The 24,048-nt window shown below is 42.9% G+C and carries 25 protein-coding genes; 13 read left to right on the top strand and 12 right to left on the bottom strand.

The annotated features are described in order from the left end of the window. The first annotated feature begins 6 nt into the window (after window positions 1-6). The 6 genes from AC6CHI_RS07275 (at window position 7) to rplS (ending at window position 3,244) form a co-directional block, all read left to right on the top strand. Window positions 7-456 (top strand): type IV pilin protein, encoded by a 450-nt coding sequence (locus tag AC6CHI_RS07275; protein WP_498120373.1) that lies wholly within the window; start codon window positions 7-9, stop codon window positions 454-456. Continuing rightward, the gene (locus AC6CHI_RS07280; protein ID WP_498120375.1) at window positions 450-920 is read left to right on the top strand and encodes a type IV pilin protein; all 471 of its coding nucleotides are present in this window, start codon (window positions 450-452) and stop codon (window positions 918-920) included. The genes AC6CHI_RS07275 and AC6CHI_RS07280 overlap by 7 nt, the downstream gene beginning before the upstream one ends. 146 nt (window positions 921-1,066) lie before the next feature. Next, complete coding sequence (rpsP, locus tag AC6CHI_RS07285) at window positions 1,067-1,324, top strand: 30S ribosomal protein S16 (protein ID WP_100241902.1); 258 nt, start codon at window positions 1,067-1,069, stop codon at window positions 1,322-1,324. A gap of 28 nt (window positions 1,325-1,352) precedes the next feature. Then, entirely contained in the window at window positions 1,353-1,901 is a 549-nt protein-coding gene (gene rimM / locus AC6CHI_RS07290) for a ribosome maturation factor RimM (protein WP_458891725.1), read from the top strand. A 45-nt stretch (window positions 1,902-1,946) separates the two neighbouring features. After that, the gene (gene trmD / locus AC6CHI_RS07295; protein ID WP_498120377.1) at window positions 1,947-2,681 is read left to right on the top strand and encodes a tRNA (guanosine(37)-N1)-methyltransferase TrmD; all 735 of its coding nucleotides are present in this window, start codon (window positions 1,947-1,949) and stop codon (window positions 2,679-2,681) included. 188 nt (window positions 2,682-2,869) lie between these two features. Then, entirely contained in the window at window positions 2,870-3,244 is a 375-nt protein-coding gene (gene rplS, locus AC6CHI_RS07300; RefSeq protein WP_458891723.1) for a 50S ribosomal protein L19, read from the top strand. Window positions 3,245-3,302: 58 nt separating this feature from the next. On the opposite strand, the gene AC6CHI_RS07305 is transcribed toward rplS, so the two are convergent. Both AC6CHI_RS07305 and AC6CHI_RS07310 read right to left on the bottom strand, forming a co-directional pair. Further along, window positions 3,303-4,286: a lipase family alpha/beta hydrolase gene (locus AC6CHI_RS07305; protein WP_498120379.1), complete on the bottom strand. Its 984-nt coding sequence runs from the start codon at window positions 4,284-4,286 to the stop codon at window positions 3,303-3,305. A 35-nt stretch (window positions 4,287-4,321) separates the two neighbouring features. Then, the gene (locus AC6CHI_RS07310) at window positions 4,322-5,350 is read right to left on the bottom strand and encodes a lipase secretion chaperone (protein ID WP_498120381.1); all 1,029 of its coding nucleotides are present in this window, start codon (window positions 5,348-5,350) and stop codon (window positions 4,322-4,324) included. 155 nt (window positions 5,351-5,505) lie between these two features. Between AC6CHI_RS07310 and truB the strand changes: the two genes are divergently transcribed. Continuing rightward, the gene (gene truB / locus AC6CHI_RS07315; protein WP_498120383.1) at window positions 5,506-6,411 is read left to right on the top strand and encodes a tRNA pseudouridine(55) synthase TruB; all 906 of its coding nucleotides are present in this window, start codon (window positions 5,506-5,508) and stop codon (window positions 6,409-6,411) included. A gap of 13 nt (window positions 6,412-6,424) precedes the next feature. Then, on the top strand, window positions 6,425-7,195 hold the full coding sequence (locus AC6CHI_RS07320; RefSeq protein ID WP_498120385.1) for a sulfite exporter TauE/SafE family protein: 771 nt from the start codon (window positions 6,425-6,427) through the stop codon (window positions 7,193-7,195). A gap of 65 nt (window positions 7,196-7,260) precedes the next feature. Here the strand turns inward: AC6CHI_RS07320 and AC6CHI_RS07325 are convergent, their stop codons facing one another. The 4 genes from AC6CHI_RS07325 to serA all read right to left on the bottom strand — a co-directional run bounded on the left by AC6CHI_RS07325 (window position 7,261) and on the right by serA (window position 11,920). Then, window positions 7,261-8,346: a glycosyltransferase gene (locus AC6CHI_RS07325; RefSeq protein ID WP_498120387.1), complete on the bottom strand. Its 1,086-nt coding sequence runs from the start codon at window positions 8,344-8,346 to the stop codon at window positions 7,261-7,263. A 182-nt stretch (window positions 8,347-8,528) separates the two neighbouring features. Continuing rightward, on the bottom strand, window positions 8,529-9,419 hold the full coding sequence (locus tag AC6CHI_RS07330) for an EamA family transporter (RefSeq protein WP_498120389.1): 891 nt from the start codon (window positions 9,417-9,419) through the stop codon (window positions 8,529-8,531). 70 nt (window positions 9,420-9,489) lie between these two features. Continuing rightward, on the bottom strand, window positions 9,490-10,395 hold the full coding sequence (locus AC6CHI_RS07335; RefSeq protein ID WP_498120391.1) for an EamA family transporter: 906 nt from the start codon (window positions 10,393-10,395) through the stop codon (window positions 9,490-9,492). A gap of 292 nt (window positions 10,396-10,687) precedes the next feature. Continuing rightward, window positions 10,688-11,920 (bottom strand): phosphoglycerate dehydrogenase, encoded by a 1,233-nt coding sequence (gene serA / locus AC6CHI_RS07340; protein WP_458891716.1) that lies wholly within the window; start codon window positions 11,918-11,920, stop codon window positions 10,688-10,690. A gap of 356 nt (window positions 11,921-12,276) precedes the next feature. Here serA and AC6CHI_RS07345 point away from each other — a divergent pair, with 356 nt between their 5' ends. The 4 genes from AC6CHI_RS07345 to craA all read left to right on the top strand — a co-directional run bounded on the left by AC6CHI_RS07345 (window position 12,277) and on the right by craA (window position 17,286). Next, complete coding sequence (locus AC6CHI_RS07345) at window positions 12,277-13,686, top strand: D-2-hydroxyglutarate dehydrogenase (protein WP_498120393.1); 1,410 nt, start codon at window positions 12,277-12,279, stop codon at window positions 13,684-13,686. Between the two features lie 178 nt (window positions 13,687-13,864). After that, window positions 13,865-14,236, top strand: a complete 372-nt coding sequence (locus AC6CHI_RS07350) for a hypothetical protein (protein ID WP_498120395.1) — start codon at window positions 13,865-13,867, stop codon at window positions 14,234-14,236. An 88-nt stretch (window positions 14,237-14,324) separates the two neighbouring features. Continuing rightward, window positions 14,325-15,767 (top strand): AbiH family protein, encoded by a 1,443-nt coding sequence (locus AC6CHI_RS07355; protein ID WP_498120397.1) that lies wholly within the window; start codon window positions 14,325-14,327, stop codon window positions 15,765-15,767. A gap of 289 nt (window positions 15,768-16,056) precedes the next feature. After that, complete coding sequence (gene craA / locus AC6CHI_RS07360; protein ID WP_498120399.1) at window positions 16,057-17,286, top strand: chloramphenicol efflux MFS transporter CraA; 1,230 nt, start codon at window positions 16,057-16,059, stop codon at window positions 17,284-17,286. A gap of 76 nt (window positions 17,287-17,362) precedes the next feature. Here craA and AC6CHI_RS07365 read toward each other — a convergent pair whose 3' ends face one another. The 5 genes from AC6CHI_RS07365 to AC6CHI_RS07385 form a co-directional block, all read right to left on the bottom strand. Then, the gene (locus AC6CHI_RS07365) at window positions 17,363-17,647 is read right to left on the bottom strand and encodes a DUF3817 domain-containing protein (RefSeq protein ID WP_458891710.1); all 285 of its coding nucleotides are present in this window, start codon (window positions 17,645-17,647) and stop codon (window positions 17,363-17,365) included. Window positions 17,648-17,812: 165 nt separating this feature from the next. After that, entirely contained in the window at window positions 17,813-19,966 is a 2,154-nt protein-coding gene (gene yccS / locus AC6CHI_RS07370; protein WP_498120401.1) for a YccS family putative transporter, read from the bottom strand. A 237-nt stretch (window positions 19,967-20,203) separates the two neighbouring features. Then, window positions 20,204-20,752: a superoxide dismutase [Cu-Zn] SodC gene (gene sodC / locus AC6CHI_RS07375; RefSeq protein WP_498120403.1), complete on the bottom strand. Its 549-nt coding sequence runs from the start codon at window positions 20,750-20,752 to the stop codon at window positions 20,204-20,206. A gap of 144 nt (window positions 20,753-20,896) precedes the next feature. Then, window positions 20,897-22,027 (bottom strand): AI-2E family transporter, encoded by a 1,131-nt coding sequence (locus AC6CHI_RS07380; protein WP_498120405.1) that lies wholly within the window; start codon window positions 22,025-22,027, stop codon window positions 20,897-20,899. Window positions 22,028-22,144: 117 nt separating this feature from the next. After that, on the bottom strand, window positions 22,145-22,789 hold the full coding sequence (locus AC6CHI_RS07385; RefSeq protein WP_498120407.1) for a ParA family protein: 645 nt from the start codon (window positions 22,787-22,789) through the stop codon (window positions 22,145-22,147). A 112-nt stretch (window positions 22,790-22,901) separates the two neighbouring features. Here AC6CHI_RS07385 and AC6CHI_RS07390 point away from each other — a divergent pair, with 112 nt between their 5' ends. Then, entirely contained in the window at window positions 22,902-23,372 is a 471-nt protein-coding gene (locus AC6CHI_RS07390; protein ID WP_498120409.1) for a Holliday junction resolvase-like protein, read from the top strand. 37 nt (window positions 23,373-23,409) lie between these two features. Here AC6CHI_RS07390 and AC6CHI_RS07395 read toward each other — a convergent pair whose 3' ends face one another. Then, on the bottom strand, window positions 23,410-24,033 hold the full coding sequence (locus AC6CHI_RS07395; RefSeq protein WP_498120411.1) for a class I SAM-dependent methyltransferase: 624 nt from the start codon (window positions 24,031-24,033) through the stop codon (window positions 23,410-23,412). Window positions 24,034-24,048: the final 15 nt, after the last annotated feature.

Below are 24,048 nucleotides of genomic sequence, written 5' to 3' on the forward strand. Positions count from 1 at the left end.
TGATCTATGAAAAAAAATGGTTTCACCTTAATTGAGCTGATGGTTGTAGTAGTAATTGTGGCTATTTTTGCTGCAATTGCTATTCCATCTTATCAAGAATATGTTCGGCGCTCAGTAGCTAGTCAAGCTCAGCAAGAGATGCAGCGTTTAGCTACGTTACTTGATAGGCATAAAGCACGTAATTTTAGTTATCAAAAATTTTCAACGACGAGTGGAACATTGCCTGTAGGAGCGACTGGTACTGCAATTAAATATACATTAACGATTAAAGATGGAGATGATTCAGATTTAGATTTAACTGATGATGCTGCTTCAGGTAGAAATTGGGCAATTAAGGCAGTAGCATCAGACCCTAAAAATTACAATTATTTAATCACGAGTACAGGTCTACGCTGTAAGAGTAAAACAGCAACGTTAGTTGACTTTTCTTGCGAGAATGGGAGTGAGCCATGGTAAAACAGCAAAGAGGCTTTACTCTTATTGAGTTAATGATTGTTGTTGCGGTGATTGCTATTTTAGCCGCGATAGCCTATCCCTCTTATCAAGAGTCTGTACGTCGTACAAAACGTGAAGATATGAAAGCGAGTTTGACTGAAATTACAAGTCAAATTCAACGTTACAAAATTGCGAATTTTAAGGTGACGGGAGCAACAGCAAGTGATGTGGGTATTGCAGCTGCATATCCGACACAAGGTACAGCTTTATATACTGTGAGTTTAACGCCTGTAGGTGGTACGCCAGCGGCATTAACATCTTCTGCTTGGACTTTAACCGCAACTCCGATTACAGGATCAGCGCAACAAGGTGATGGGCATTTGGTGGTCAATTACCGTGGGGAACGGTGTTGGAGTAAAGGAACTGATATCAATAGCGGTACAGCTTGTGTCCCTTCTGCAACAACTAATTGGGATGGTCGCTAAAACCTAAATTCAAAACTGTGGATAAAACGTTTTTTGATCTTTCCCTTATGCTGAATTTAGCGTAGAATATCGCCCTCTATCAAAGGGGTTTGAAATGTATCGATGGTCGGTACAGGGAAAATCCGTAAAAACTATAAGGTTGTATCATGGTAGTTATTCGTCTTGCACGCGGTGGTGCTAAAAAACGTCCGTTCTATCAAATCATTGTGACTGATAGTCGTAATGCACGTGACGGTCGTTTCATCGAACGTATCGGTTTCTTCAACCCTACAGCTCAAGGTAAAGCAGAAAAACTTCGTTTAGATGCTGACCGTTTTGCTCACTGGGTATCACAAGGTGCTCAACCTTCTGATCGTGTTGCTTCTTTAGCTGCTCAAGCTAAGAAAGCTGCAGCTACTGCATAATTTTTAAGAATTAAGTAGTAGGTAGCCCATGACACCAACACAGAATGTTCCCGAAGATCGTATTCAGATTGGACAGTTACGTTCAGCTTATGGATTAAATGGGTGGCTCTGGGTCTATTCCAATACAGAACCTATGAGCAACATATTTGACTACCTGCCTTGGTACATTGAGACCAAAGCAGGTTGGCAAATTGTCGATGTAAAACGTTGGAAACCACATGGCAAAGGCTTGGTTGTTTCGCTGAAGGGTGTGAGTGATCGCACAGCAGCAGATAATCTGGTTGGCGCTAATATCTGGATTTCAAAATCGCAACTGCCTCAAGCAGGCGTGGACGAGTATTACTGGTCGGATTTAAAAGGCTTAACCGTGTTAGGTCTGGATGATGAAGAACAGGAAGTGAATCTTGGTCAAATCCACGAATTGTTTGAAACAGGCGCTAATGATGTGATGGTGGTTCGCGCAACTGCCGAAAGTATCGATAGTGAAGAGCGAATGATTCCATGGCATAAAGATGTGGTACAACGCGTTGATCTCGAAGCTGGTCGTATCTACGTCAATTGGGGCGCAGATTATTAATCCGTATAGGATTCACACAGCAGCAGGAAAATAGAGGAGTCTGCGGTGTTTTTTGCAGTCATTACGCTTTTTCCTGAAATGTTTGAAGCGATTACAGCCTACGGTATTAGCGGACGTGCAGCAAAACGTGACATTGTGCAAGTACATTGCATCAATCCACGCGAATTTGCTGAGGGCAACTATAAAAGAGTGGACGAACGTCCCTTTGGTGGTGGTCCTGGCATGGTGATGATGGCTGAGCCTTTGGCAAAAGCAATTCAACATGCTAAACAGCTTGCAGTGCAAGCGGGAGCAGTTCATGTTCCTGTGGTGTATATGTCACCGCAAGGGAAAACCCTGAATGAAACTGCGGTACAACAGTTTGTCGATTATGATGGATTGATTGTATTGTGTGGTCGTTATGAAGGGGTCGATGAGCGTTTAATCCAAAAATATGTTGATCAGGAATGGTCAATTGGAGATTACGTGTTATCGGGTGGCGAGCTTCCTGCGATGGTGCTATTGGACAGTATTATTCGACGTTTGCCGAATACCATCTCTGATGAACAATCGGCTGTGCAAGATTCTTTTGTGGATGGTCTGTTAGATTGCCCACAATATACCAAGCCAGACCATTTTGAAGGTTTAGATGTTCCAGATATTTTAAAATCAGGACATCATGCCAATATTGAAAAATGGCGGTTTTTGCAGCGTTATCAGCGCACCCTTGAACGCCGACCTGAGTTGGTGGAAAAAGTGGAGCTGACCAAGCAGCAAAAAAAATGGCTCAAAGATTTATAAGGTCGATAGCTTCCAGTTATTGTCCGTATGCGAAGACTTAGACGCATGTGTTTAAGTGTTCTTAATTAGGCTCTTTATGCGTTGAAGCGGTCAAGCATAAAGGGAAAGTTAATCGGGTCTATGCGCTTTAGCCTCTATACCCAGTGGATCTCAGACCTCTTCTGACCCACACATATTGGAGATACCCCATGAGCGGTAAGCATCCTTTAGTACAAGCTGTTGAAAATGCACAGCTTAAACAAGACATCCCAGCTTTTGCACCAGGTGACACTGTTATCGTTCAGGTAAAAGTAAAAGAAGGTGATCGTGAGCGTCTTCAAGCATTTGAAGGTGTTGTAATCGCGAAGAAAAACCGTGGTTTGAACTCTGCGTTCACAGTACGTAAAATTTCTAGCGGTGTTGGTGTTGAGCGTGTTTTCCAAACTCACTCTCCAATCGTTGCTAAAATCGAAGTGAAACGTCGTGGTGACGTTCGTCGTGCTAAACTTTACTACCTACGTGAATTGTCTGGTAAAGCTGCACGTATTCGTGAAAAGTTACCAGCTCGTAAAACTGCAGTTTAATCAGTTTTATTTGAGTGAAAAAATGCGCCCTTTGGCGCATTTTTTTTTGGATTGAATTTTACAGCCCCTGTAGCTTCAAGCGATTGGCATGCTGACGATAGACATCGACAGGATCTGGACTAAATAGACCTCTTAATCCCAGTACCTGATTGACTTCATCTAAATGATTCCAGTTATAGTTGTCTCGAATGACTTTACCGAAATGCGTGCTGCAACGCGCCACTAGACCATCATTGTCGGTACTGATATAAGACAGCGGCGCAAGTAAGGAAATTGTACTGTCTGCGACATCAATCACATTGGTTACTTGCGAGGTCCCCGTCCACGAGTAGTAATAGACGCCGTTGTTGGATGTTGCACCACTTTTACTACAGTCGGTAGCCAGTGCTGTGGTGGGGTATTTTTGGTTAAATATTTGAGACCCCTTTTCACTAATCGAACTTAGCGAAGCCTGTAGATCATTTTGTAGTGATGGATTACCTTCGGCAAAAGTAATCAAGGGGCCAATAATATAGTCGGTAGCAATGCTCAACAGTTGTGAGCCAGCTTGGTTCGAAAGTAAATCATCCGCCACTTTGGAACCTCTAAAGGTAGCACCTACCCCAGTTAAGGAGGCTACATATTGAGGTTTGACAGCTTCGACATAACGAATAGTGGGTCCCCCATGGCTATGTCCGATCAAGTTGACTTTGGATTTACCTGAAATCGCAATCACTTCTTCGACCTGTTGTAGTAGTTGCTCACCACGAACTTCGGTAGATTCTAAAGGTGAGATTTGTGCAGCAAAATTGGTTGCGCCATTACGTGCCAGATCGGGCAAAATCTGGTACCAATAATCGAGGCCAAACTCGGCAACCCCCAAGCGACTAAAGCCAAACATACCATGTGTAAATAACAGTGGATATTTAGTTTTGGCATAGGTGCTTTGTGCGGAGGCATTGACACTGAGCACTCCTGCCGTGAGTGAGCTGCTGCTGAATCCGATACATGCTGCTAAACCGAGCAATGAAAGGCTATGTGCTATTTTTTTGGTTTTATACATATTTTCATCCTGAAAAAAGGTCTTAAGAGGCAGAATTATTCTGCGAAAGGTAACTTTCCTCCTCTGTCGTGTGTGGTTTCAAAGGTTCCAAGTCGTAATTGTTCTTGCGGGTTTTTAAATTGTTGCTGGCGCAGTTGCTGAATGGCTTGTTGTTGTGCTGATTCACTCATCTGGCTCTGCAAAATCTGATCACGTTGTGCTAAATAGTCATTCACTCGTGATTTCCATTGACCACGTTCCTGATCCAGCTGCTCGAGTCGTTGCGTGGCCTCTACACCGACTAAATTCATACGCATTTGGCGCAGCTCTTCAGGCGAACCGCCTCGGGCTTTAAGGTCAGATGTGAGTTTGCGCAGATCTTCCAATTTAGACAGTTGTTCTAGATTTTCTTTCCAATCTTCAGGCAGTTGAGCGAAGAGTTGTTTTAATTTTTGTGCTTTCTGGACTTCATTGAGAGTAGCGTCGGCCAGAATACTCATACGATTTAGGGTATATTCATGGTAGACGTTTTCCGCACCGAACAGCCCTGTAATTTCATAATCGGAAAAGAATTGCTGGCGTAAGTTTTGCGTGAGCGCAAAAACCTTTCGATAATATTCAGGTTCTTGCTGATTTAAATTGGGTTCTTTTAAGTTGCTTAATTGCACGCGGTAATCGAGATAGCGATTCCATAAATCTAAAATTTGCGTTGTAGCCGGTGCTTGATAGCTTTGAGCAATATATGCTGCAAAATCCTGTTTGATCTGCTCAATTTGCTTTTCCCCATATTGGGTAATGAAGTATTCAAAACAATTTCGTGTACGTTCATCAACTACTAAGTGATTCGCTTGGTCTAAGCTGATTTGGCAATTAATTTCCGTATCTTGTTGGCTCGTGCTCACAAAAGGCTGCTGTAGGGGTTCAGTGGTACGATGGCCGAGGGCGGCATTCTCCGTTGCAGCTGCGCTGAGGGGATTCTCTCTTGGATTGCTGCCTGTGCTGGCACTCGGTGCAAGCCAGATGAGAAAACCAAGCAAGATCACGAGGATCACAGCCAGTATGAGCCATAATTTCTTTTTCTGCATATCCTATGCCCAATTTCCATTTTATTGTTTTAATTGATTCAATATTCTGAACTGAATTAATTTTGCAGTGCCAAACTAAATAAACAACAGAAAAGTTGTAAAACTAGACAAGCGGTTGTTAGTATTGCCACAGTTGAAAATGCGTGTCCTGAGTTATGAAATCTTCTGCGGTAAAAATCCAGCGTCGAGCGGTAAATGGCGTATTTTTATTAAATAAACCATTGGGTATTAGCTCGAATGCAGCATTACAGAAAGTCCGTTGGTTATTCCGTGCAGAGAAAGCAGGGCATACTGGGGCTTTAGATCCGCTTGCTTCGGGTTTATTGCCGATTTGTTTGGGTGAAGCAACCAAGTTTTCGCATTTTTTATTAGATTCAAGCAAACGCTATCAAACCACAGTGCAATTGGGGCACAGCACCACCACTGGCGATGTTGAGGGCGAGGTTTTATTAGAGCAGACAGTACCTACGCTGAGCGAAGCAAATATTCAGCAGGTCTTGGATCAATTTGTTGGCGAGATTCAACAAATTCCACCGATGTATTCGGCACTGAAAAAGCAAGGCCGTCCGCTGTATGAATTAGCGCGTAAAGGCATTGAAATTGAGCGTGAAGCACGACCAATCACCATTGAAGCCATTCAGCTACTGTCTTTTACGGAAAACAGTATTACTTTAGATGTGACCTGTTCTAAAGGCACCTATATTCGGGTTTTAGGCGAAGATATTGCCAAAGCCTTGGGTACTTACGGGCATTTGACTTATTTACATCGGATTAAAACGGGTCATTTTGACCTGATTCCGAGCTATACCATTGAATATTTGGAAGCTTTAACTGAACAAGAGCGTGAAGCCTTATTATTGCCAGTCTATGCACCTGTACAGCATTTGACACAGATTCAGGTGCCTGAAGGTCGGGCGGAATATTTCAGTCGAGGCATGGAAAGCAATATTGAGCATGCTGCAGAAGCCCAAGTGCTGGTTTTTGATGGTGAAAAATGTCTTGGTTTGGCCGAAATCAGTGATCGAAAGCGTTTAATTCCTAAACGTGTTTTGAATCTGTAGGCGGCTGAATCATATGGAACTTGATCTTATTCTGAGTTTGGTCTTCTTTGCTTTCTGTGCAGGCGCAATTGATGCCGCAGTGGGAGGAGGGGGCTTAATTCAGATTCCTGCGATTATGGGGGCAATGCCGCAATTGGCACCCGCGACAGTTTTTGGCACCAATAAGCTGTCTTCCATTTTTGGTACGGCTTCAGCGGCCTTTTCATTTATGCGTCGCGTGTCGCTGTCGTGGAAGTTGCTGTTGGTGATTGGGGTGGGGGCTTTTATCAGCTCCTACTTGGGGGCGGCATGTGTTTCCATGATTCCTACCCAAGTATTAAAGCCCTTTGTGTTGTGTATGTTGATCATTATTGCGATCTATACCTTCATGAAAAAGCAGTTTGGTCAGGTGCATTTTCAGCAGGAAGTCACCACTAAAATTCTAGTGCTCGCTGCAGTCGGGAGTGTGTTGATTGGCTTTTATGATGGAATTTTTGGCCCTGGAACGGGCAGTTTTTTTATTTTCTATTTTATTCGCTATTTAAAAGTCGATTTTATTCACGCTTCGGCCCTGTCCAAAATCGCCAATTTTATGACCAACTTTGCAGCACTGAGTTTTTTTGTGCCCGCAGGTCATGTGTTGTTTGGAATTGGTTTAACCATGGCCGCCGCGAATATTGCGGGTTCATTGGTTGGGGTTAAACTGGCATTAAAATATGGCAGTGGATTTATCCGGATCATCTTTTTAGTATTGGTTTCTATTTTAATTGTCCGTTTAAGTTATCAAATCTTGTTCCCAGCTTAAGTTTGAAACTGCAATGTCTGTGGATGATTGACTGTAGATTGTGCCCTTGCATTTGCAAGGGCTTTTTATTGATAAAAGCGCAAGTTGGCAATCAGTCGTGCTTCTTCAGAAGCTGGAAATTTCTGTTCCATGAATAATTTGAGAATGGCTTTTTTCCCGTCTTCTTTATATTGTGGGCAATAAGATGCAGCGACACTAAGTTCATCTAAGGCTCGCCAGGTATACACACTTTCATCGACAAATAAAATATCGCTTGGACGTCTAATTTGGCAAGCTTGCAAGGCAAATTGGCAGGCTTGTGCAAATAAACGCTGCTCACGATAATAGCGCGCCAACTCATAGAGTGGTTCAGCGCGTTGCGGGCGACTGACCCAAGCTTGTAAATAGGCATGTCGGATGTCTTCAGCAGGATGCTTCAACAGCTCCTTAAATTTCGCTGCGCGGAATTGTGCGAGCCAGCGCTCTTCTTCCCATCCTCCAGCTGCCGCACGGATTTGATAGGCTTCCAGCGCCTGCTCGGGTAAATGGGCATCTTGATAACTTTGAGCTAAATAAAACTGATAACGCAGGTTCTCTGGCTCATCTTTAATGCCTTGTTTGAGTATTTCTATATCTTTGAGATAGGTAGAGGGATCGCGCCCGCGTGCGCCATCATGTTGCACGAAAATACGAGGTCCTGCTAAGAATTGCCAGGTATGTGGTGCTGTTGAATCGAGAAATTCATGTAAGACCCCTTTCCACACCCAGGGCAGTTTGGTTGAGACCAAGGCATTGAGTTGGTAACGAATGTTGCCATATATATATTCTAAATAGTAACCAGTGCCAGATAAGCTCCCCCATTGAAACTCTGGCTCGACCAATAGGGTTTGATCGGCATCAATAAACATTAAATAGTCGGCAGGAGGCAGGTTGGGAGCTTGTGCTAGTTGTAGGGCTTCGCTGCGATTAAAGCCAAAATTATGCCAAGGCCGTTCAAACAGCTGTCCAGGCATATCCTGCATAAAGTCTTGAATCAGTTGTTGTGTGCCATCGGTAGAGCCTGTATCGACAATTGCCCAAGAGTGAATCCAAGGTTTGACTGACTTTAAGCAACGCAAAATCACGGCGGCTTCATTTTTGACAATCATATTGAGACGGATATGTGGCTGCATTATTGTACTGATCTTTTTAATGTTATTTTTATGATAGTAATTTTTAAGCCGCTAGAATTCAAGCATTCCGTCTTGAAGATGTGCCGCGTATTCCCAAGCCGCACACTCCCCGAGATACGCTGAGCCTATGGGCTGGACGATGCCAGCACAATAGGGAGGGGGCTTGTAGATAACAGAATGTATTAGGCCACGGAGTCTTTGTTTTCAGTTTCTGGTGCAGTGCGACTGGCACGATAAGTCACCCCGACCGAAGCGGTCATAATGCAAATGAGCGCTAGGGTCTGCAACATAGTGATGTGTTCTTTGAGCAGGAGCATGCCTGCAATCGCAGCTAAGGCGGGAGATAAACTGGAGAGCGTGCCATAGCTGAGTTTACTGAGACGTTTGAGTGCCATTAAATCTAGGGTGTAGGGAATGGCTGTTGCTAATAAGGCAATCATCAGCGCTTGTGGCCAATATTGGAATTGGACTAAAGCCTGTGGATTATGAACGGCATTGATTGGGAGCAGTACCAGTGTGGACAGCACAATGGCAATACTGAGCGCATGCATTCCGATATTTTGTCGAGCCACACGCTGTCCAAAATAAATATAAAATGCCCAGCAAATCCCCGCACCCAAAGCACAGGCAGCACCGACATAAGAGAAGTTATGGGCTTGCGCATCCTGCCATGGCACCATCAGGGCAATCCCTGCAATGGCGAGTCCGACCCAGATATAATCCCCTTTCTGTTTAATGGAGAGCAGGGCTAAGGTGAGTGGCCCTAAGAACTCTAAGCCGACGGCAATCCCTTGTGGTAATTTGCCCAAAGAGGCATAGAACAGCACATTCATGACGCAGACCGCAGCACTATAAAACAACAAATCACGCCATTTGAGATACGGTAGACGCTGAATGATTCTCCATGAACGGAACATCAACACCACTAAAATGGAGGCAAAACTCAGACGTAAAGTGACCACTGTAAACGGGTCTAAGGCCTGCATGAGCTGTTTAGCAAAAGAGGCACTGACTTGATAGGCCAACATGGAAAGTACCATGAATAAGACCGCACTGAGTTGACTGTTGCGCATATGGCTTTTCTCGCTACATTTGGTCGCTGGGTCGGGGATGAAGTTGTCGAGATCGGCTGTTCCGCGAACCTCAATCGCCTTGGCTTGAAGATGCTAAACTGGCTGGTTTCGCGCGTTTGGCTTGTTGCGTGGTATAGGTACAGCCAATCGAAGCCATAATAATGGTGCTTAGGGCTAACCATTGTGTCCAGAGCAATTGTTCATTAAGGAAGACAAAGCCCGACAATGCTGCAATGGCAGGTTCAAGACTCATTAAGGTTCCAAAGCTCATGGCGGTGAGGTTGCGTAGGGCAATCATTTCCAATGTAAAAGGCAGCGCACTTGCCAGAATAGCCAGAGCGACAAAATAAAATAAATGAGGGGGTTGGAAGACCTCACTGGTCATGCCTGAAAACATTGCGATTGGCATTAAACACAACATCCCGACAAACATGCCCAAACACACCGTATGATTGCCTGAAATACCTGAAGGACGTTGCCCTGCAATAATATAAATTGCCCAACATGCTCCAGCGCCAAGTGCCAAGGCAATGCCAACCCAATCTAGCGATTGCGAGGCTTGATCGAAAGGAAATAATAAGATCAAGCCCAAAATGGCCATACCGACCCAGAGCAGATCATATTTTTGTCGCGCATAATACAGAGCGACACTGAGTGGACCAATAAATTCAAATGAAACTGCTATACCCAGTGGTAGACGTTCAATGGAGAGGTAGAACAGACCGTTCATCCCTGCCAGTGCAATGCCATAGCTGAGAATCGAAGACCAGCGAACGCTTTTAAAGTTAATTTTCCAGATTTGAAAAATAATGGCCAGAATCAGCGCACCCAACAGCATACGCATGGCAGAAACCGTTAAAACAGGAAATTGCTGAAACAGGATTTTGGCTAAGGAACCGCTACTTTGCACACAGAGCATGGCAATAAAGAGCAGGAAAACCGCTTGTAAATAAGAAGGCGTTTTAAAATTCAGCATGAGTTAGGGGCATTTTGTTTTATATCGGATGGTCAATTTGTGTGTTTTTTTCAATCATAACATTGTGCAGTTGAAATAGCTCGTAGCGGATGAGCAATATCAACGCTTCATCATACAGCAAGATGAAGCAGCCAGAAGGCATGGCCATACTGAACTGAAACAAAATCGATCTATTCCCCATGGCAATAGATCGATTTTAAGCTGTGAAATGCTTTTTATTGACTCCATTAAGCGGAGGTGGGGTCAATAAAAAACCACAGACACAAGTCTGTGGTTTTTCACATCGAATAACTTAGAACAATACGCGAACGCGGATAGTGCCTTCAACGTGTTGCAAAGTATCCAGTGCTTCTTGAGATGCAGTTGCGTCAACATCCATCACTAAGTAGCCGACATCACCTTTGGTCATTAAAGACTGACCAGAGATGTTGATGCCGTGCTCAGCAAATAGGTTGTTGATTTTTGAAAGTACGCCCGGTATGTTTTTGTGAATGTGCAGTAAACGGTGTTTACCTTCAGTCAACGGCAAGGCGATTTCTGGGAAGTTCACTGCAGATAAAGTCATACCCTTGTCTGAGTAAGCCACGAATTTCTCTGCAACTTCTAAACCGATGTTTGCTTGCGCTTCCATAGTCGAACCACCCACGTGCGGTGTTAAAATCACGTTTGGTAGGTTACGTAATGGAGAAACAAATTCTTCACCATTGGCTTTAGGTTCTTTCGGGAATACGTCCACCGCAGCACCCGCAAGGTGACCTGATTTAAGCGCATCAGCCAAGTCTTCAATCACGACACATGTACCACGTGCCGCATTGATGAAGATTGAACCTTCTTTCATTTGCGCAAACTGATCTTTAGTCATGAAGTTACGCGTAGAAGGAACATCAGGTACGTGTAAAGAGACGACATCTGCATTGGCAAGAAGTTCATTCAAGCTGCCGACTTGACGTGCATTACCTAAAGGTAACTTGGTCACTGTATCGAAATAGATGACTTTCATCCCCATGCTTTCAGCTAAAACTGAAAGTTGAGAACCGATTGAACCATAACCCACGATACCTAAAGTTTTACCGCGTGTTTCAAACGAACCTACAGCAGATTTGTTCCAGCCGCCTGCATGTGTATCTGTTGATTTTTCAGGTACACGACGAAGAAGGAGAATTGCTTCTGCTAATACCAGTTCAGCCACTGAACGAGTATTTGAGTATGGTGCGTTAAAGACTGGAATACCGCGAACCATCGCAGCATTTAAGTTCACTTGGTTGGTCCCGATACAGAAACAGCCCACCGCGATGAGTTTGTTTGCCGCTTCAAAAACTTCTTCAGTCAATTGAGTACGGGAACGAATACCAATGAAATGCGCATCTTTGATCGCTTCTTTCAACGCTTCACCCTCAAGCGCAGTTTTACGATAATCGATGTTGGTGTATCCAGCTGCATTTAAAGTGTCGACTGCGTTTTGGTGAACGCCTTCTAACAACAAGAAACGAATTTTATCTTTAGGCAGGGAAAGATGTTGGCTCATTACGGCTCCGCTACAAAGGCCAAATTTGGTGGCAGTATCATAGCATAGGACATAGGGGGATATACATTTCCTTTATGACGCAGCAATCAGGTATTTTGGCGAAATATGCGTCACAACTTGTCGTGACTGGTCTAACTAAGCCTGTAATTTACAAGGTAACCTGGTTAAAACGCGATTTTCTGCGGGTTTTGCTTAAAAATGGCTTATAATAATGCTCCGTGAAAAAATACGGTACAGATGGACTGTCCGTTACTTCACGCGCTGTCTAGTTATTGTTCCTTTGTTACCGCAGTTTCAGCTGAATAATGCATTAGATTCGACACCACTTGTTTACTTCATTGCAAGGTCTGAAAACGATGAATGCTCCAGTCGCTTTAACCCCAGAGTTGTTGACCCAATTGACCGAAATTGTTGGCGAAAACCGTATTAAAACGGATACCGATAGCCTGCAAAATTGGGGTCGGGATTATACCAAACACTTTGATCCAAACCCATCTGTGATCGTTTTCCCTGCAACGACTGAACAAGTTCAAGCCATTGTTCAACTTGCCAACCAATTCAATATTGCCGTGACCCCATCGGGTGGTCGTACGGGTTTATCTGCGGGTGCCGTAGCAGCCAATGGTGAAATCGTGGTGAGCATGGACAAAATGAACCAGATTCTGGAATTTTTCCCTGCCGATCGTATGGTGCGCGTACAAGCGGGTGTGGTGACTGAACAATTACAAAAATATGCTGAAGAACAGGGGATGTACTACCCAGTGGATTTTGCTTCTGCGGGTTCATCACAAATTGGTGGCAATATTGGTACCAATGCGGGCGGTATTAAAGTCATTAAATACGGCATGACGCGTAACTGGGTGTTGGGCTTAACTGTAGTAACAGGCAAAGGCGACATCTTACGTTTAAACAAAGGCATGATTAAAAATGCTACAGGTTATGCCTTACAGCATTTGTTCATTGGTGGTGAAGGCACTTTAGGTCTGATCACTGAAGCGGAAATTAAACTTGAGCGTCAACCACAAGACTTACAAGTCATGGTGTTGGGTGTTCCTGATTTTGAAGCTGTGATGCCTGTACTGCATGCCTTCCAAGCGAAAATTGATTTAACTGCATTTGAATTCTTTGGTGAATTGGCAATGCAGAAAGTCTTGGATCATGGTCATGTCCAACGTCCATTTGAAACTGAATGCCCATTCTACGTGTTACTTGAATTTGAAGCGCCGTTTGAACCAATTATGGACAAGGCGATGGAAATTTTTGAGCACTGTATGGAACAGGGCTGGGTGCTGGATGGCGTGTTGAGCCAAAGCCTTGAGCAAGTAGAAAGTTTATGGCGTTTACGTGAAGACATTTCTGAGTCGATTGCGCCATTTACCCCGTACAAAAATGACATTTCAGTTTTGATTACCCATGTACCTGCGTTTATTCAAGAAATTGATACGATTGTGGCAGAAAACTATCCAGACTTTGAAATCTGCTGGTTTGGTCATATTGGTGACGGTAACTTGCACTTGAATATTTTGAAACCTGCGGATTTAAGCAAAGACGAATTCTTTGCGAAATGTCAGGTGGTGAATAAATACGTATTCGATACTGTGAAAAAATATGATGGTTCGATTTCTGCCGAGCATGGTGTGGGCATGACCAAAAAACCATATTTGGAATATTCACGCAGTGCGGAAGAAATTGAATACATGAAAGCTTTGAAAAAAGTCTTCGATCCAAACGGCATTATGAATCCGGGTAAATTATTCGATTTATAATTTGATGATTGAATAAAACCAAAACACCGCGATGGTCACATTGCGGTGTTTTTTATTGTGCAACCCAAAAGTTCAAAGATTCAACCTCGGGCAATAAACGCTACATTGTTGCCATAGAGTTCTGTGCTTAAGCATTGCATTATGACGGGTATGTAACGATATCTATGGGGAATTTGTCATGTTGCGTTTAGTTTCGGTTTCAGCCTTATGTTTAGGTGTATTGGCAGGCTGTGCCACCACTCAGAATTTAGTCAATAAAGTCAGTAGTTCAGATACACCTTTGGCGCAAGTATTAAAACAACGTCCAGATTTAGTGAAAGAATTATCGACGGTGGAAATTCGTCAATTTTTTAATAGTGTAGAAGCACCAACGGCAGCTCAAGTGAAAGTCACGGAAACTGGGTTAATGGATGATTCGGTCCGCTCCATTCGTACCGTGTACAGTTTTAAACATGTAGAGAATGACTGGAAATTGGTTGAAACTGAAAAGTCGTATCAATGTATGCGCGGTAAAAACACCAAGACTTTCCAGACCAAACCGTGTCCTTGATTAGAAGAATAGGCTTGAAAGTTTGCGTATTTTGTCGCATAAAAAGCGTATCAAGTGATGCGCTTTTTTAATTTTGGACTTTATAAAAATGAATATTTTAATTGTGGGGAATGGTTTCGATTTATCACATTATTTGCCGACCAAATATGATCACTTTATGGATGTGATGGGAGCGATAGAAAAAAAAGATTTAGGAAAACCTATTCAGAATGTTCTTAGTAACCCTGTTAATACTCTATCTGATTTGATTTTAAAGGGACTGGAAATCAAACATGCCGCAGATGAAAAAACATACAAGATGAATTTTAACAGTCTGTTTCTTGATTGTAGAGATAAGAAATTTATTGATAAAACGAAAGATATCTATGACATTTCATCTGTAGAGCTATCAATAGAAATAATTGTAAAATTTCAATATGAGTTGAAAAATAATTGTTGGTATCAATACTTTAAAGATCATGTAAAAGAAGTAAAAACATGGATTGATTTTGAATTAAAAATTGAAGAGGTTTTAAACTCATTTGCGAGTTGTATTTTAGAGATTGAAAAAATTAAAAGACCAAGTGAGCTATTTGAATACTTTGATCATAAGAAAGATGATGGTCACCGGATTAAAGAAAGAGATTTCAAAATATTAAATTTTTTTAAATTTATAGCTGCGGAGGAATATAAGGCTAGATTACCATCGATATCATTACACACAGAAAGAAAATACAAGGTGATGTCTAGAGATAATATCAACCCAAAGTTTTGTCATGGCGGACAGTTATTGAATGGATTTAATTCATCAGGATTCTTAGGGTTTTTATATCAGCAGTTGGACGATTTTATTGTTATTTTTGAGCAATATTTAAGCTTAATAATTGCGAAACTAAGTCCTAATAATAGTTTGATGATTAATTTTAGAGAATATAATTATCCTGATAAAATCTTCTCGTTTAACTATACCAATACCTATCAACGACTTTATCATGCTATTGAGGTTGATTATTTACATGGCAGATGTGGCGAAGATCAAAATATTGTTTTGGGCATTGCTGAATTAGAAGATGAAGCATTAAAGAAAATAAAGGCGTACGGTTTCACTAAGTATCATCAGAAATTATTTAAAGAAACAAATTATTCATTTTTAGATGAATACTTAAAGAGAGTTGAGAGTCACAAGAAAAAGGTTGAATATTTTGAGAAGGATTCTGATAACCGTGACTCAACAGCCAAGAGATTTGAAAGACAACACTTAATCGAGACAGAAAGTAAACTCAATTTGAATATAAGTATCTGGGGTCACTCACTAGATATTTCAGATAAAGACTATATTGTTGATCTGTTTAGCTTAAATGATGACATAGATCGAAATGTACGCGTAACGGTTTATTATTTTAATAAGCCAGCAAAATTTGCATTATTAAATAACCTATTGGCAATTCTAGGAAAAAATAAAGTTGAGCAGTGGATGAAAAACAAGTGGCTGCAATTTAAAGAGAATCCTGAAGTGAAATTTTTAGAAGAAGAAAAGCAAGAAATCGCTTGAGAATAAGATTTTTTACTTAATGTAAAAACTACAATTCCCAAGCTATAAACTGCTAAACTACACCCACTTGACCTAGTGGGTGTACTAGCTTGAGTGATAAAAATCTCACAATTGAAATAGCTTGATCTGTCTTAGACACCTTGTGAATACGGTGTATTAAGCCGCTAAACCTTAGCGCATTTTAAAAACGTAATTTATTGATTCTCTCAGTGCTGGTCATTGGGCTAACGCTTATCTCCCAAAAAATAGTGTCAGCCTGCGACTAGACCATAAAGATATGTAGAAAATAATGCAAAAAGTTCAAACCACCACGTTGAACCGCGCTACGCTGATGTTTCCTTTGGCGTTGGTGCTGTTCGAGTTTTCCGTCTATATCGGCAATGATTTAGTGCAACCCGCCATGCTCGCCATCACCAAAGAATTTGGGGTGAGTAGCAGTTGGGCACCCTCATCTATGTCTTTTTATCTGCTCGGTGGTGCCTGTGTGGCATGGCTGTTGGGTCCATTATCCGACCGACTGGGGCGTAAAAAAGTCCTGCTCACTGGGGTACTGTTTTTTAGTGTCTGTTGTTTACTGATTTTGCTTACCCAAAATATTGAGCAATTCCTTGCCCTGCGCTTTTTACAGGGTATTGGCTTAACCGTGATTTCTGCCGTGGGTTATGCCGCTATTCAGGAAACCTTTGCAGAGCGCGATGCCATTAAAGTCATGGCGCTGATGGCCAATATTTCCTTGCTTGCACCTTTGCTTGGCCCGGTATTAGGTGCCTTCCTGATTGACCATGTGTCATGGCATTGGGGCTTTATTGGCATCGCATTATTGGCTTTTCTAAGCTGGTTTGGCTTAAAAGCCAACATGCCAGCTACTCAACAAACTGTGGTGAAACAGCCACTACGCTATATTCTGTCTGACTTTAAACGCGTCTATCAAAATCGGCGTTTTCTCGGCTTAACCTTGGCCTTGCCCATGGTCAGTATGCCGTTAATGTTGTGGATTGCACTTTCCCCCGTGATGCTGGTAGAAGAATTAAAGCTCAGCAGTATGCAATACGGTTTAGCGCAATTTCCAGTATTGGGTGGTCTGATTGCGGGCAATCTGGTGCTGATTAAAATCATTGACCGACTGGCCTTAGGAAAAACTGTGATGATCGGTTTACCAATTATGCTGCTAGGCACACTATTCATTTTGGCCGGGATGTTCTGGCAGGAGTATTTCCTGATTAGCCTGATCGTCGGTATGACCCTGATTAGCTTTGGCGAGGGGATTAGTTTTTCGGTGCTGTACCGTTTTGCTTTAATGTCTTCAGAAGTGTCAAAAGGTACTGTAGCTGCTGCGGTGTCGATGCTACTGATGTTCAGTTTCTTTTTTATTATCGAACTGGTGCGTATTTTGTATGAGCAGTACCATTTAGTTGCTTATGGCTTGGCATGTTTTGTCTTGATTGCACTATGGTTTAGTTTTCCACGCCGCATGTTGCAGCAAGTTTTGCAGGAACGACACGCCAAAGGCGAGTTCTAACTGGGCTTGAAGACTCGGGTTCAAACAGGCTGTTGATGCCTGTTTGACCAGTTTCGGTGCCACAATATGGTAGCAATTATGATTCAAATTTCTTGAGCTTATGATCAAATACAAAAGGGCCAAACGGCAAAATAGAGGCAATCAAACCAAGAATAAACATTTTAATTGACCATTTCTGTTTTTCGCAGACCGCAAACAGCACCACCAAAAATAGAATAAATAAAACACCGTGTCCCATTCCGACGAATTTCACCAGAATCGGATTGCCCCAGATATATTTTAAAGGCATGGCAATAAATAGGAGGAGAAGAAAAGATAAGCCTTCCAGAAAACCAACAACGCGTAAGGTTTTAATATTCATATTCAAAACAATAAAATTGAGAATGAATCTCGATTCTAGCTGAATCGGGCGAATCTTTATACATAAAAAGTGACTGAAAGGGCTGAATTTTTCCATCTCATACAGCTGCAAGTCTGGTCTGCTCGAGAGTTGCAGAGGTGGTCATGGCTTGTAGAGCAGTCGGTTTTACTTAATTTCAAGTGCCAATAAGCGTTGTTTGAGTTTGAGCAGTTCCGGCAAGGTTTCCAGTAACAGGCTCATTTGTTTGAGTACCAATTGCCAATGTTCAGAAAGTTCTGCTGCTTGGCTAATGGACTGAATCTCTTCCAGTTGATGTTGTATCTGTTGTTGATCTAGATGGTGTTGCTGAATCAAACTGTTGTTTAGGGTGTGTAAACACCATTGCAACAGTTCGAGTATTTTCGGGTCATGTAGCTGTTCGCGATGACTGCCCAAGGCAGAAATATAGCTGAGCTGACTATGGCTGTAGACCAAATAGCGAAAAGCCTGTTGAATCAGTTCTGGATTGGGCTGCGGTTCAGTACTCAGACTGGAAATCATGCTAGATAGTTCAATTTGCGCATTATGTGCAAGGCGCCGAGCTTTACGATAGTTGATGCTGTTATTTTTGCCCTGTTGGTATTGCTGCACAATGGCAGCGAAGTAATCTAAAGTGGCCTGACTACTATTTTGAATATTTTTAGAAATATTACGGAAATTCCAGTCTGGCCAAATGGCATTGACTGCAAACCATGCAATCAAACAGCCAAGTAGGGTATCAATAATACGCGGTAAGATAATTTCATAACCGGCACCTTTCAGGTTAAAAATCAACAACACCATTAGGGTCGCCATGAGCGTGGCAATCGCATATTTTTGCGAGCGTAAATAGAAAAAGGCCACGCCACATAAAATGGTGAGAATCAGTTGCCCTTCAATACTGGGTACAAAATACAGCAGCGGAACCCCTAAAATAACCCCGAGCAAGGTGCCCAAAGTTCTCAGTTTTAAACGGCTTTTGGTGGCAAAATAACTGATTTGGCAGACAAATAAACTGGTCAATAAAATCCAGTAGCCATTTTTGGCAAAGGGTAACAAAGAAATGGCATAGCCCACGGCAAATACAAATGCAATGCGGACTGCATGTCGAAACAAGGCCGATTGAGGCGTGAGATGTTGGCGCAGCTTCAGCCACAAATCCTGTAGACCGTGAATGTCATCATCCAGCAGATTTAAATTGTCCTGATGTGCAGAATAATGCTGCTGGTAATGGTCTTGTTCAATCGTGAGATTGGCAAACTGATCTTGTACATTGCGTAAATTTCGCAGCACCAAGCCCAAGTTTTTCACTTCTATATTATGTGGATGGTCTTGAATCCAACTGTGCATCGAGCTTTCCAAATGGGCTAAAGCCAAGGCATGCGAGGAATCAAGCTGAAAAGTCTGTTGCTGTAAGATGGCTGTAGCCAATTGTTGGCAAGAATTGGCTTGCAGTCGAATATTTTTCTGAATCCGAAAAATCAGGTCGGTACGGCTAAAGTTGCGATGAATATTTTCATAATGCAGATAATTCGATGTGGCTTGTTCATGAATATCTTGCGCCAGAAAATAGAGATTGAGCCAGTAAATGGTTTTTTGATTGGCACGGGATGCCTTTAAACGGGTCAGCAGCGAGGCTTTGCACTGGTTTAAGCGTTGGACCACCTGCGCATTTTGCAGCGAGACCGCATACAGTAAAGTTTCTACATTCTCGATATTGTCGGGGTCAAACAGTCGGGCTTTGGCCTGTAATAACGTGGCCAGTTGCTGAAAACTCTGTGCCAAATTGTCCTGCACGGCCTGAGTTGGTTTGAGTAAGTAAAACAGGATGGAACTGAAGCCATACCAGAGGGTACCTAAGACAAAATAATAGGGCTGTTGATACCAGACTTGATATTCGCCCAGCCCAAACATGGTGTAAATCGACAGCAAGATCGTGCCAAAAGAAATGGTGGCATAACGTTGCCCCAAGGCGCCCATTAAAATCAGGGCGGCACTGGATAAGGATAAATACAGAATAAAGAGAAGTTTATAAGGGGCAAGAAATTCGAGAATACTGCTGACGCTAAAAAATAAAATGCAGACATAGAGCAGATTACGCAGGCGAATACTGAGTCGATCATCAAAATCGGTTAGGGCTGCGGCAATTGCGCCCAAGGTTACAGGGACAATCAGCGTTTCATAGCCGAAATAATATAAGCCGAGCGTGGTTCCAGTCAGCACGATCAGGATGTGTAGGCAATACACCAGAATAGAATTGGAGAAAAAAGCACGTAACAGCGGACTTATCGGATTCACCATGTTGTTCTTTATCGGTGTTATCGTTTTCCGCTAGCCTGACGTTTTTTAGTCAGGCTGTCAATTCTTGAATCCTGCATTTGCGTTGCTTCGGATGCAATGCCACGATTGAATAACTGGTGTGATCAGGACAATTTCGAGTTGAAAGCGGGCAAATTGTGGATAAGTCTCTGCTTATACACAATGCTGCACCAGAGCATCAGGCATTGTGTATAACCTTGAACTTATCCACAGTTGAGCTTAAATGACCCCACAGGCAATCCGTTCTCCACCACCGCCCAAAGGTTTCGGTTGGTCGGCATAATTGTCACTACCCGCATGAATCATCAGGGCATGTCCCTGAATATCGGCCAGTTTTAAACGCGGAGCAATCAGTTTTAGTTGAGATTGCCCTGCAGAATTGACATGTAGTACTGGTAAATCGCCCAAATGACCGGTCATCGGCGTACCGTGATGTTCGACTTGGGTGGGATTGTAATGTCCGCCCGCAGCCAGCGCCGCGACCATTTTTCCATCTTTTTCGGCAGGCTCACAGGAGCCTTTTTCATGCACATGGAAGCCATGAGGTCCCATTGGTAAATGATTTAAGTTGGTTTGAATAATCAGACCGACAGGACTGTCTTGTAAGGTCACGCTTCCGACTGAAGCGCCAATGCCTTGTGCTGATACCGCATTTAATTGTACGGTCTTCATATTGGCGGTGGGTTGGGTTGGAGTGGTACTACATCCTGCAATCATCAGGGCGGTACAGAGCGCCAAAACCCCAGATTTGAATAAAGAAGCTTTCATTTACTGTCCTTATGATGTGTTATTTGTAAATGATTTCTATTGGAGCAGAGTTCTTCAGGCGATAGGGTATGGATTACGTTCGGGATTGTATAAGTTTCATCAATAAAAAAGCCAGTTGGCATACAACTGGCTTAATGCGGCATGTTATTTTGGGGGATCTTGAGGCGAATTAAAATCATCATCCAGATCATAGGCCAGAGTGGCTTTCGGCATGATCAAGGCTTCATCTTCATGGGTTTCATGTAACCATTCACGCCAAATGGCCAATAATACCGCCAGAATGACTGGGCCAATAAACAGCCCCACCAAGCCAAAGCTGGCGATTCCACCCAATACCCCAAACATAATCAGTAAGAACGGAATTTGGGTCGCCCCCGAAATCACCAGCGGACGAATCACATTGTCTGCGGTACTGACAATACATACGCCCCATGCCATGATACCAATCGCTTCAATGGTTTGACCTTGTGCAAATAACCACAGTGCAACCGATGTATAGGCAATCGGTGGACCAAAGGGAATCAGCGCCAATAAGAAGGTAATAATGGTCAGAACCATTGGATTCGGGGCGTCTGCGACAAAATAACTTAACCCTGCCAATAAAGACTGTGCCACCGCGGTTAAGCCCACGCCATACACGACAGCGCGTGTGGTCTCGGAAATGGTGTCGATATAATGATGGACGCGCGGACCAATCACCATTTCTAAGGCTTTGCTGACCTGAGTGAGGATGGTATGACCATCACGATAGAAAAAGAACAGCGACATCACGGCAAAACAGAGTTTAATGATATTTTTGCTAATTTCATTCAGTAAAAATTTACCGTAATTCAGATGACCTTGAATCCAGTTAGAAATGTTCTGAATAATACTGTTGGGATCTTGGTTGAGTTCTCGTAAGGTGCGGGTAATTTCTTTGCCGATGACAGGCAAATCCCGAATAAATTGAGGCACATTGACATGCCCTGAAAACACTTGTTTTTGTAATTCGTAATAAAGGTTACGTCCTTCATGCTGCAAAATAAAAATTGCAAAGGTCAGGGGAATGCCGACCACCAAAATAATCAAGATAATCATTAAGGTTGCACTGAGGTTCGAACGCTGACCACAGGCGCGAAAAATAGCTTGATACATGGGCCATGTCATGTAAGCAATAATACTGGCCCATAACACAGGCACAATAAAGTACTTGAGCACATGAAAGCCCAAAAACATCAGAATAAAAAATAGTCCAAATAATAAGACTTTCTGTAGGGTCGGCGCGTATTGTTGCACTATCTTCACTGATTTAAATTAAAGGACAAACTCATCTTAACCGAAAACAACACACGCGAAAATGCGTGCTCGGTAAGTTTCACATCATCTCGGTGTGGTTCACGTTACTGTTAAAAATCAGAACCACTCGCTGGGGTCATCAATAATGGCATTCAATACCGGTTGCCATTGATTTTGCAAAGTTAAATAGTTTTTCTGCGATTTATCAAATACCGATAGCCCCTGCATCGCCAACTGCCCATATGCGGTACGTTCTGAAATCCAAGCCACAGGTTGCTGTTCAATTTTACTGAAAAAATCCTGAATTTCTTTGGAGCCCGAGGTATTGGCTTTAACACGGTTCGCCAGCAGTAAAATCTGGACCTTACCTTTACGAATCCGCTTGATGTCTTGTAAATGTTTTAAAAAGCGGCGTGTACTGTCAATATCGAAAAATGAAGGCTGTAACGGGGTAATAATGGCATGGGCTTCACTGATCAGTTGCTCGGCCTGACTATCGGATAAGGCGCCTGGCGCATCAATCACCAAATATTCAATATGCTTTGGTGTTTCACCAACGGACTTGTCCTGACGCCAATCCAGACTATGAATATTGGCTGCAGTTTCAGGACGCTGCTTGAGCCATTGACGGGCAGATTTTTGATTGTCTGCATCGGCAAGTGCAACTTTATAGCCTTTTTGCGCTAATGCGGCAGCGAGACTAATTGCGGTGATGGTTTTCCCACAACCCCCTTTTTGATTGGCAATTAAAATTGTTTTCATGACCCTAAAGATTTAATTCTGTTCAGTCCTAGCATATCATTCTTTTGTGCCGAGACGAGGGCACAGGACAAAAGTTGTAAGTTAAAAAATCAATTGAAATTAGGATGTATGCATGTCGATTTGGATGGCGATGCTGATAGGGGCATGTATCGGGGTGGTGCTGACCACTTTAATCTTAAGCCAAACCCGAAATGGGAAAATTAAAGCAGAATACGAACGTTATATTGCGGAATTACAACTGGAACATCAGCAGGCCTTAAGTCAGGCACAAAAGCGCAGTGTCAACACCAGTCGTGCAGTGCTCAAAGGCAAAATGGCAGAACAACTGGCTCCCATTTTACCTGAATTTCAGTATTTACCCAGTGATGCCAAGTTTTTGGGCGACCCTATCGACTATGTGGTGTTCGATGGCTATACCGATTTACGTGATGGGCAAGGTAAAGTCGAAGATGTCGAGATTGTATTGATTGACATTAAAAGTGGCGGAGCCCGCTTAACCAAAGGGCAGCAGGCGATTGCCCATGCGATTCAACACGGACGAATTCGTTTTGAAACCATCCGTATCGATTTTGAGGATAGCTAAAAATAGCATTTGTGACCTTAAACCAATGCACGTTGTTCTATCGTTTTTGCGCCCGCGCCAAGAGCATTTGTTGTCCTATTTTCGGAATACCTTCGGCATAAAAATAAGCATAATCGAGCAGCTGAAAACCGGCTGCACTTAATGCCAGTTCCACATTCCGATTTAAGTGACAGCCATCGGCCAAACGTTTCTGAATCGGGGTGATGAGATGTTGCAGTTGGCGGATCCCTTTTTTCTCGGTATTCAGTACATGCTCGACCAAGTGCAAGCGCCCATTCGGTTTCAGTACTCGGCGGATTTCGGCCAAGACCTGTCCCAGTTGCTGCACACTGCATAAGGTCCATGTGCTGACCACATGGTCGATACTTTGTGCGGCTAAGGGAATCTGTTCGGCACTGGCCTGTAAATGCTGAATGGGGAAGTTGCATGCAAAAATACGTTGGGCTGCCAATTTAAAAATATCTTGATTGGGTTCAAGCGCATATAAATGTTCGACATTTTGATAGAACGCGAGGTTAATGCCTGTGCCAAAACCGATTTCTAAGACTTGCCCTGATACTGGTAATAACAGTTCACGACGTCGATCCATCAAACTCGGGGTCTGCATGACCTGATTCAGTAAATGCGGAAAAATCTGTTGTTGATAAAACTGATAAAGCATAAGGTTCGGATTCCA

This window comes from Acinetobacter sp. GQ146 (assembly GCF_059758585.1).

Excerpts from the sequence above, each read along its gene's own strand:
- serA (WP_458891716.1), bottom strand. The coding sequence starts at position 11,920 with ATGAGCCAACATCTTTCCCTGCCTAAAGATAAAATTCGTTTCTTGTTG.
- AC6CHI_RS07305 (WP_498120379.1), bottom strand. The coding sequence starts at position 4,286 with ATGTATAAAACCAAAAAAATAGCACATAGCCTTTCATTGCTCGGTTTA.
- AC6CHI_RS07350 (WP_498120395.1), top strand. The coding sequence starts at position 13,865 with ATGTTGCGTTTAGTTTCGGTTTCAGCCTTATGTTTAGGTGTATTGGCA.
- yccS (WP_498120401.1), bottom strand. The coding sequence starts at position 19,966 with ATGGTGAATCCGATAAGTCCGCTGTTACGTGCTTTTTTCTCCAATTCT.
- rpsP (WP_100241902.1), top strand. The coding sequence starts at position 1,067 with ATGGTAGTTATTCGTCTTGCACGCGGTGGTGCTAAAAAACGTCCGTTC.
- AC6CHI_RS07325 (WP_498120387.1), bottom strand. The coding sequence starts at position 8,346 with ATGCAGCCACATATCCGTCTCAATATGATTGTCAAAAATGAAGCCGCC.
- craA (WP_498120399.1), top strand. The coding sequence starts at position 16,057 with ATGCAAAAAGTTCAAACCACCACGTTGAACCGCGCTACGCTGATGTTT.
- AC6CHI_RS07335 (WP_498120391.1), bottom strand. The coding sequence starts at position 10,395 with ATGCTGAATTTTAAAACGCCTTCTTATTTACAAGCGGTTTTCCTGCTC.
- AC6CHI_RS07345 (WP_498120393.1), top strand. The coding sequence starts at position 12,277 with ATGAATGCTCCAGTCGCTTTAACCCCAGAGTTGTTGACCCAATTGACC.
- AC6CHI_RS07395 (WP_498120411.1), bottom strand. The coding sequence starts at position 24,033 with ATGCTTTATCAGTTTTATCAACAACAGATTTTTCCGCATTTACTGAAT.
- AC6CHI_RS07330 (WP_498120389.1), bottom strand. The coding sequence starts at position 9,419 with ATGCGCAACAGTCAACTCAGTGCGGTCTTATTCATGGTACTTTCCATG.
- AC6CHI_RS07275 (WP_498120373.1), top strand. The coding sequence starts at position 7 with ATGAAAAAAAATGGTTTCACCTTAATTGAGCTGATGGTTGTAGTAGTA.
- AC6CHI_RS07355 (WP_498120397.1), top strand. The coding sequence starts at position 14,325 with ATGAATATTTTAATTGTGGGGAATGGTTTCGATTTATCACATTATTTG.
- AC6CHI_RS07390 (WP_498120409.1), top strand. The coding sequence starts at position 22,902 with ATGTCGATTTGGATGGCGATGCTGATAGGGGCATGTATCGGGGTGGTG.
- sodC (WP_498120403.1), bottom strand. The coding sequence starts at position 20,752 with ATGAAAGCTTCTTTATTCAAATCTGGGGTTTTGGCGCTCTGTACCGCC.
- rimM (WP_458891725.1), top strand. The coding sequence starts at position 1,353 with ATGACACCAACACAGAATGTTCCCGAAGATCGTATTCAGATTGGACAG.
- AC6CHI_RS07320 (WP_498120385.1), top strand. The coding sequence starts at position 6,425 with ATGGAACTTGATCTTATTCTGAGTTTGGTCTTCTTTGCTTTCTGTGCA.
- AC6CHI_RS07310 (WP_498120381.1), bottom strand. The coding sequence starts at position 5,350 with ATGCAGAAAAAGAAATTATGGCTCATACTGGCTGTGATCCTCGTGATC.
- AC6CHI_RS07365 (WP_458891710.1), bottom strand. The coding sequence starts at position 17,647 with ATGAATATTAAAACCTTACGCGTTGTTGGTTTTCTGGAAGGCTTATCT.
- truB (WP_498120383.1), top strand. The coding sequence starts at position 5,506 with ATGAAATCTTCTGCGGTAAAAATCCAGCGTCGAGCGGTAAATGGCGTA.
- AC6CHI_RS07280 (WP_498120375.1), top strand. The coding sequence starts at position 450 with ATGGTAAAACAGCAAAGAGGCTTTACTCTTATTGAGTTAATGATTGTT.
- rplS (WP_458891723.1), top strand. The coding sequence starts at position 2,870 with ATGAGCGGTAAGCATCCTTTAGTACAAGCTGTTGAAAATGCACAGCTT.
- AC6CHI_RS07385 (WP_498120407.1), bottom strand. The coding sequence starts at position 22,789 with ATGAAAACAATTTTAATTGCCAATCAAAAAGGGGGTTGTGGGAAAACC.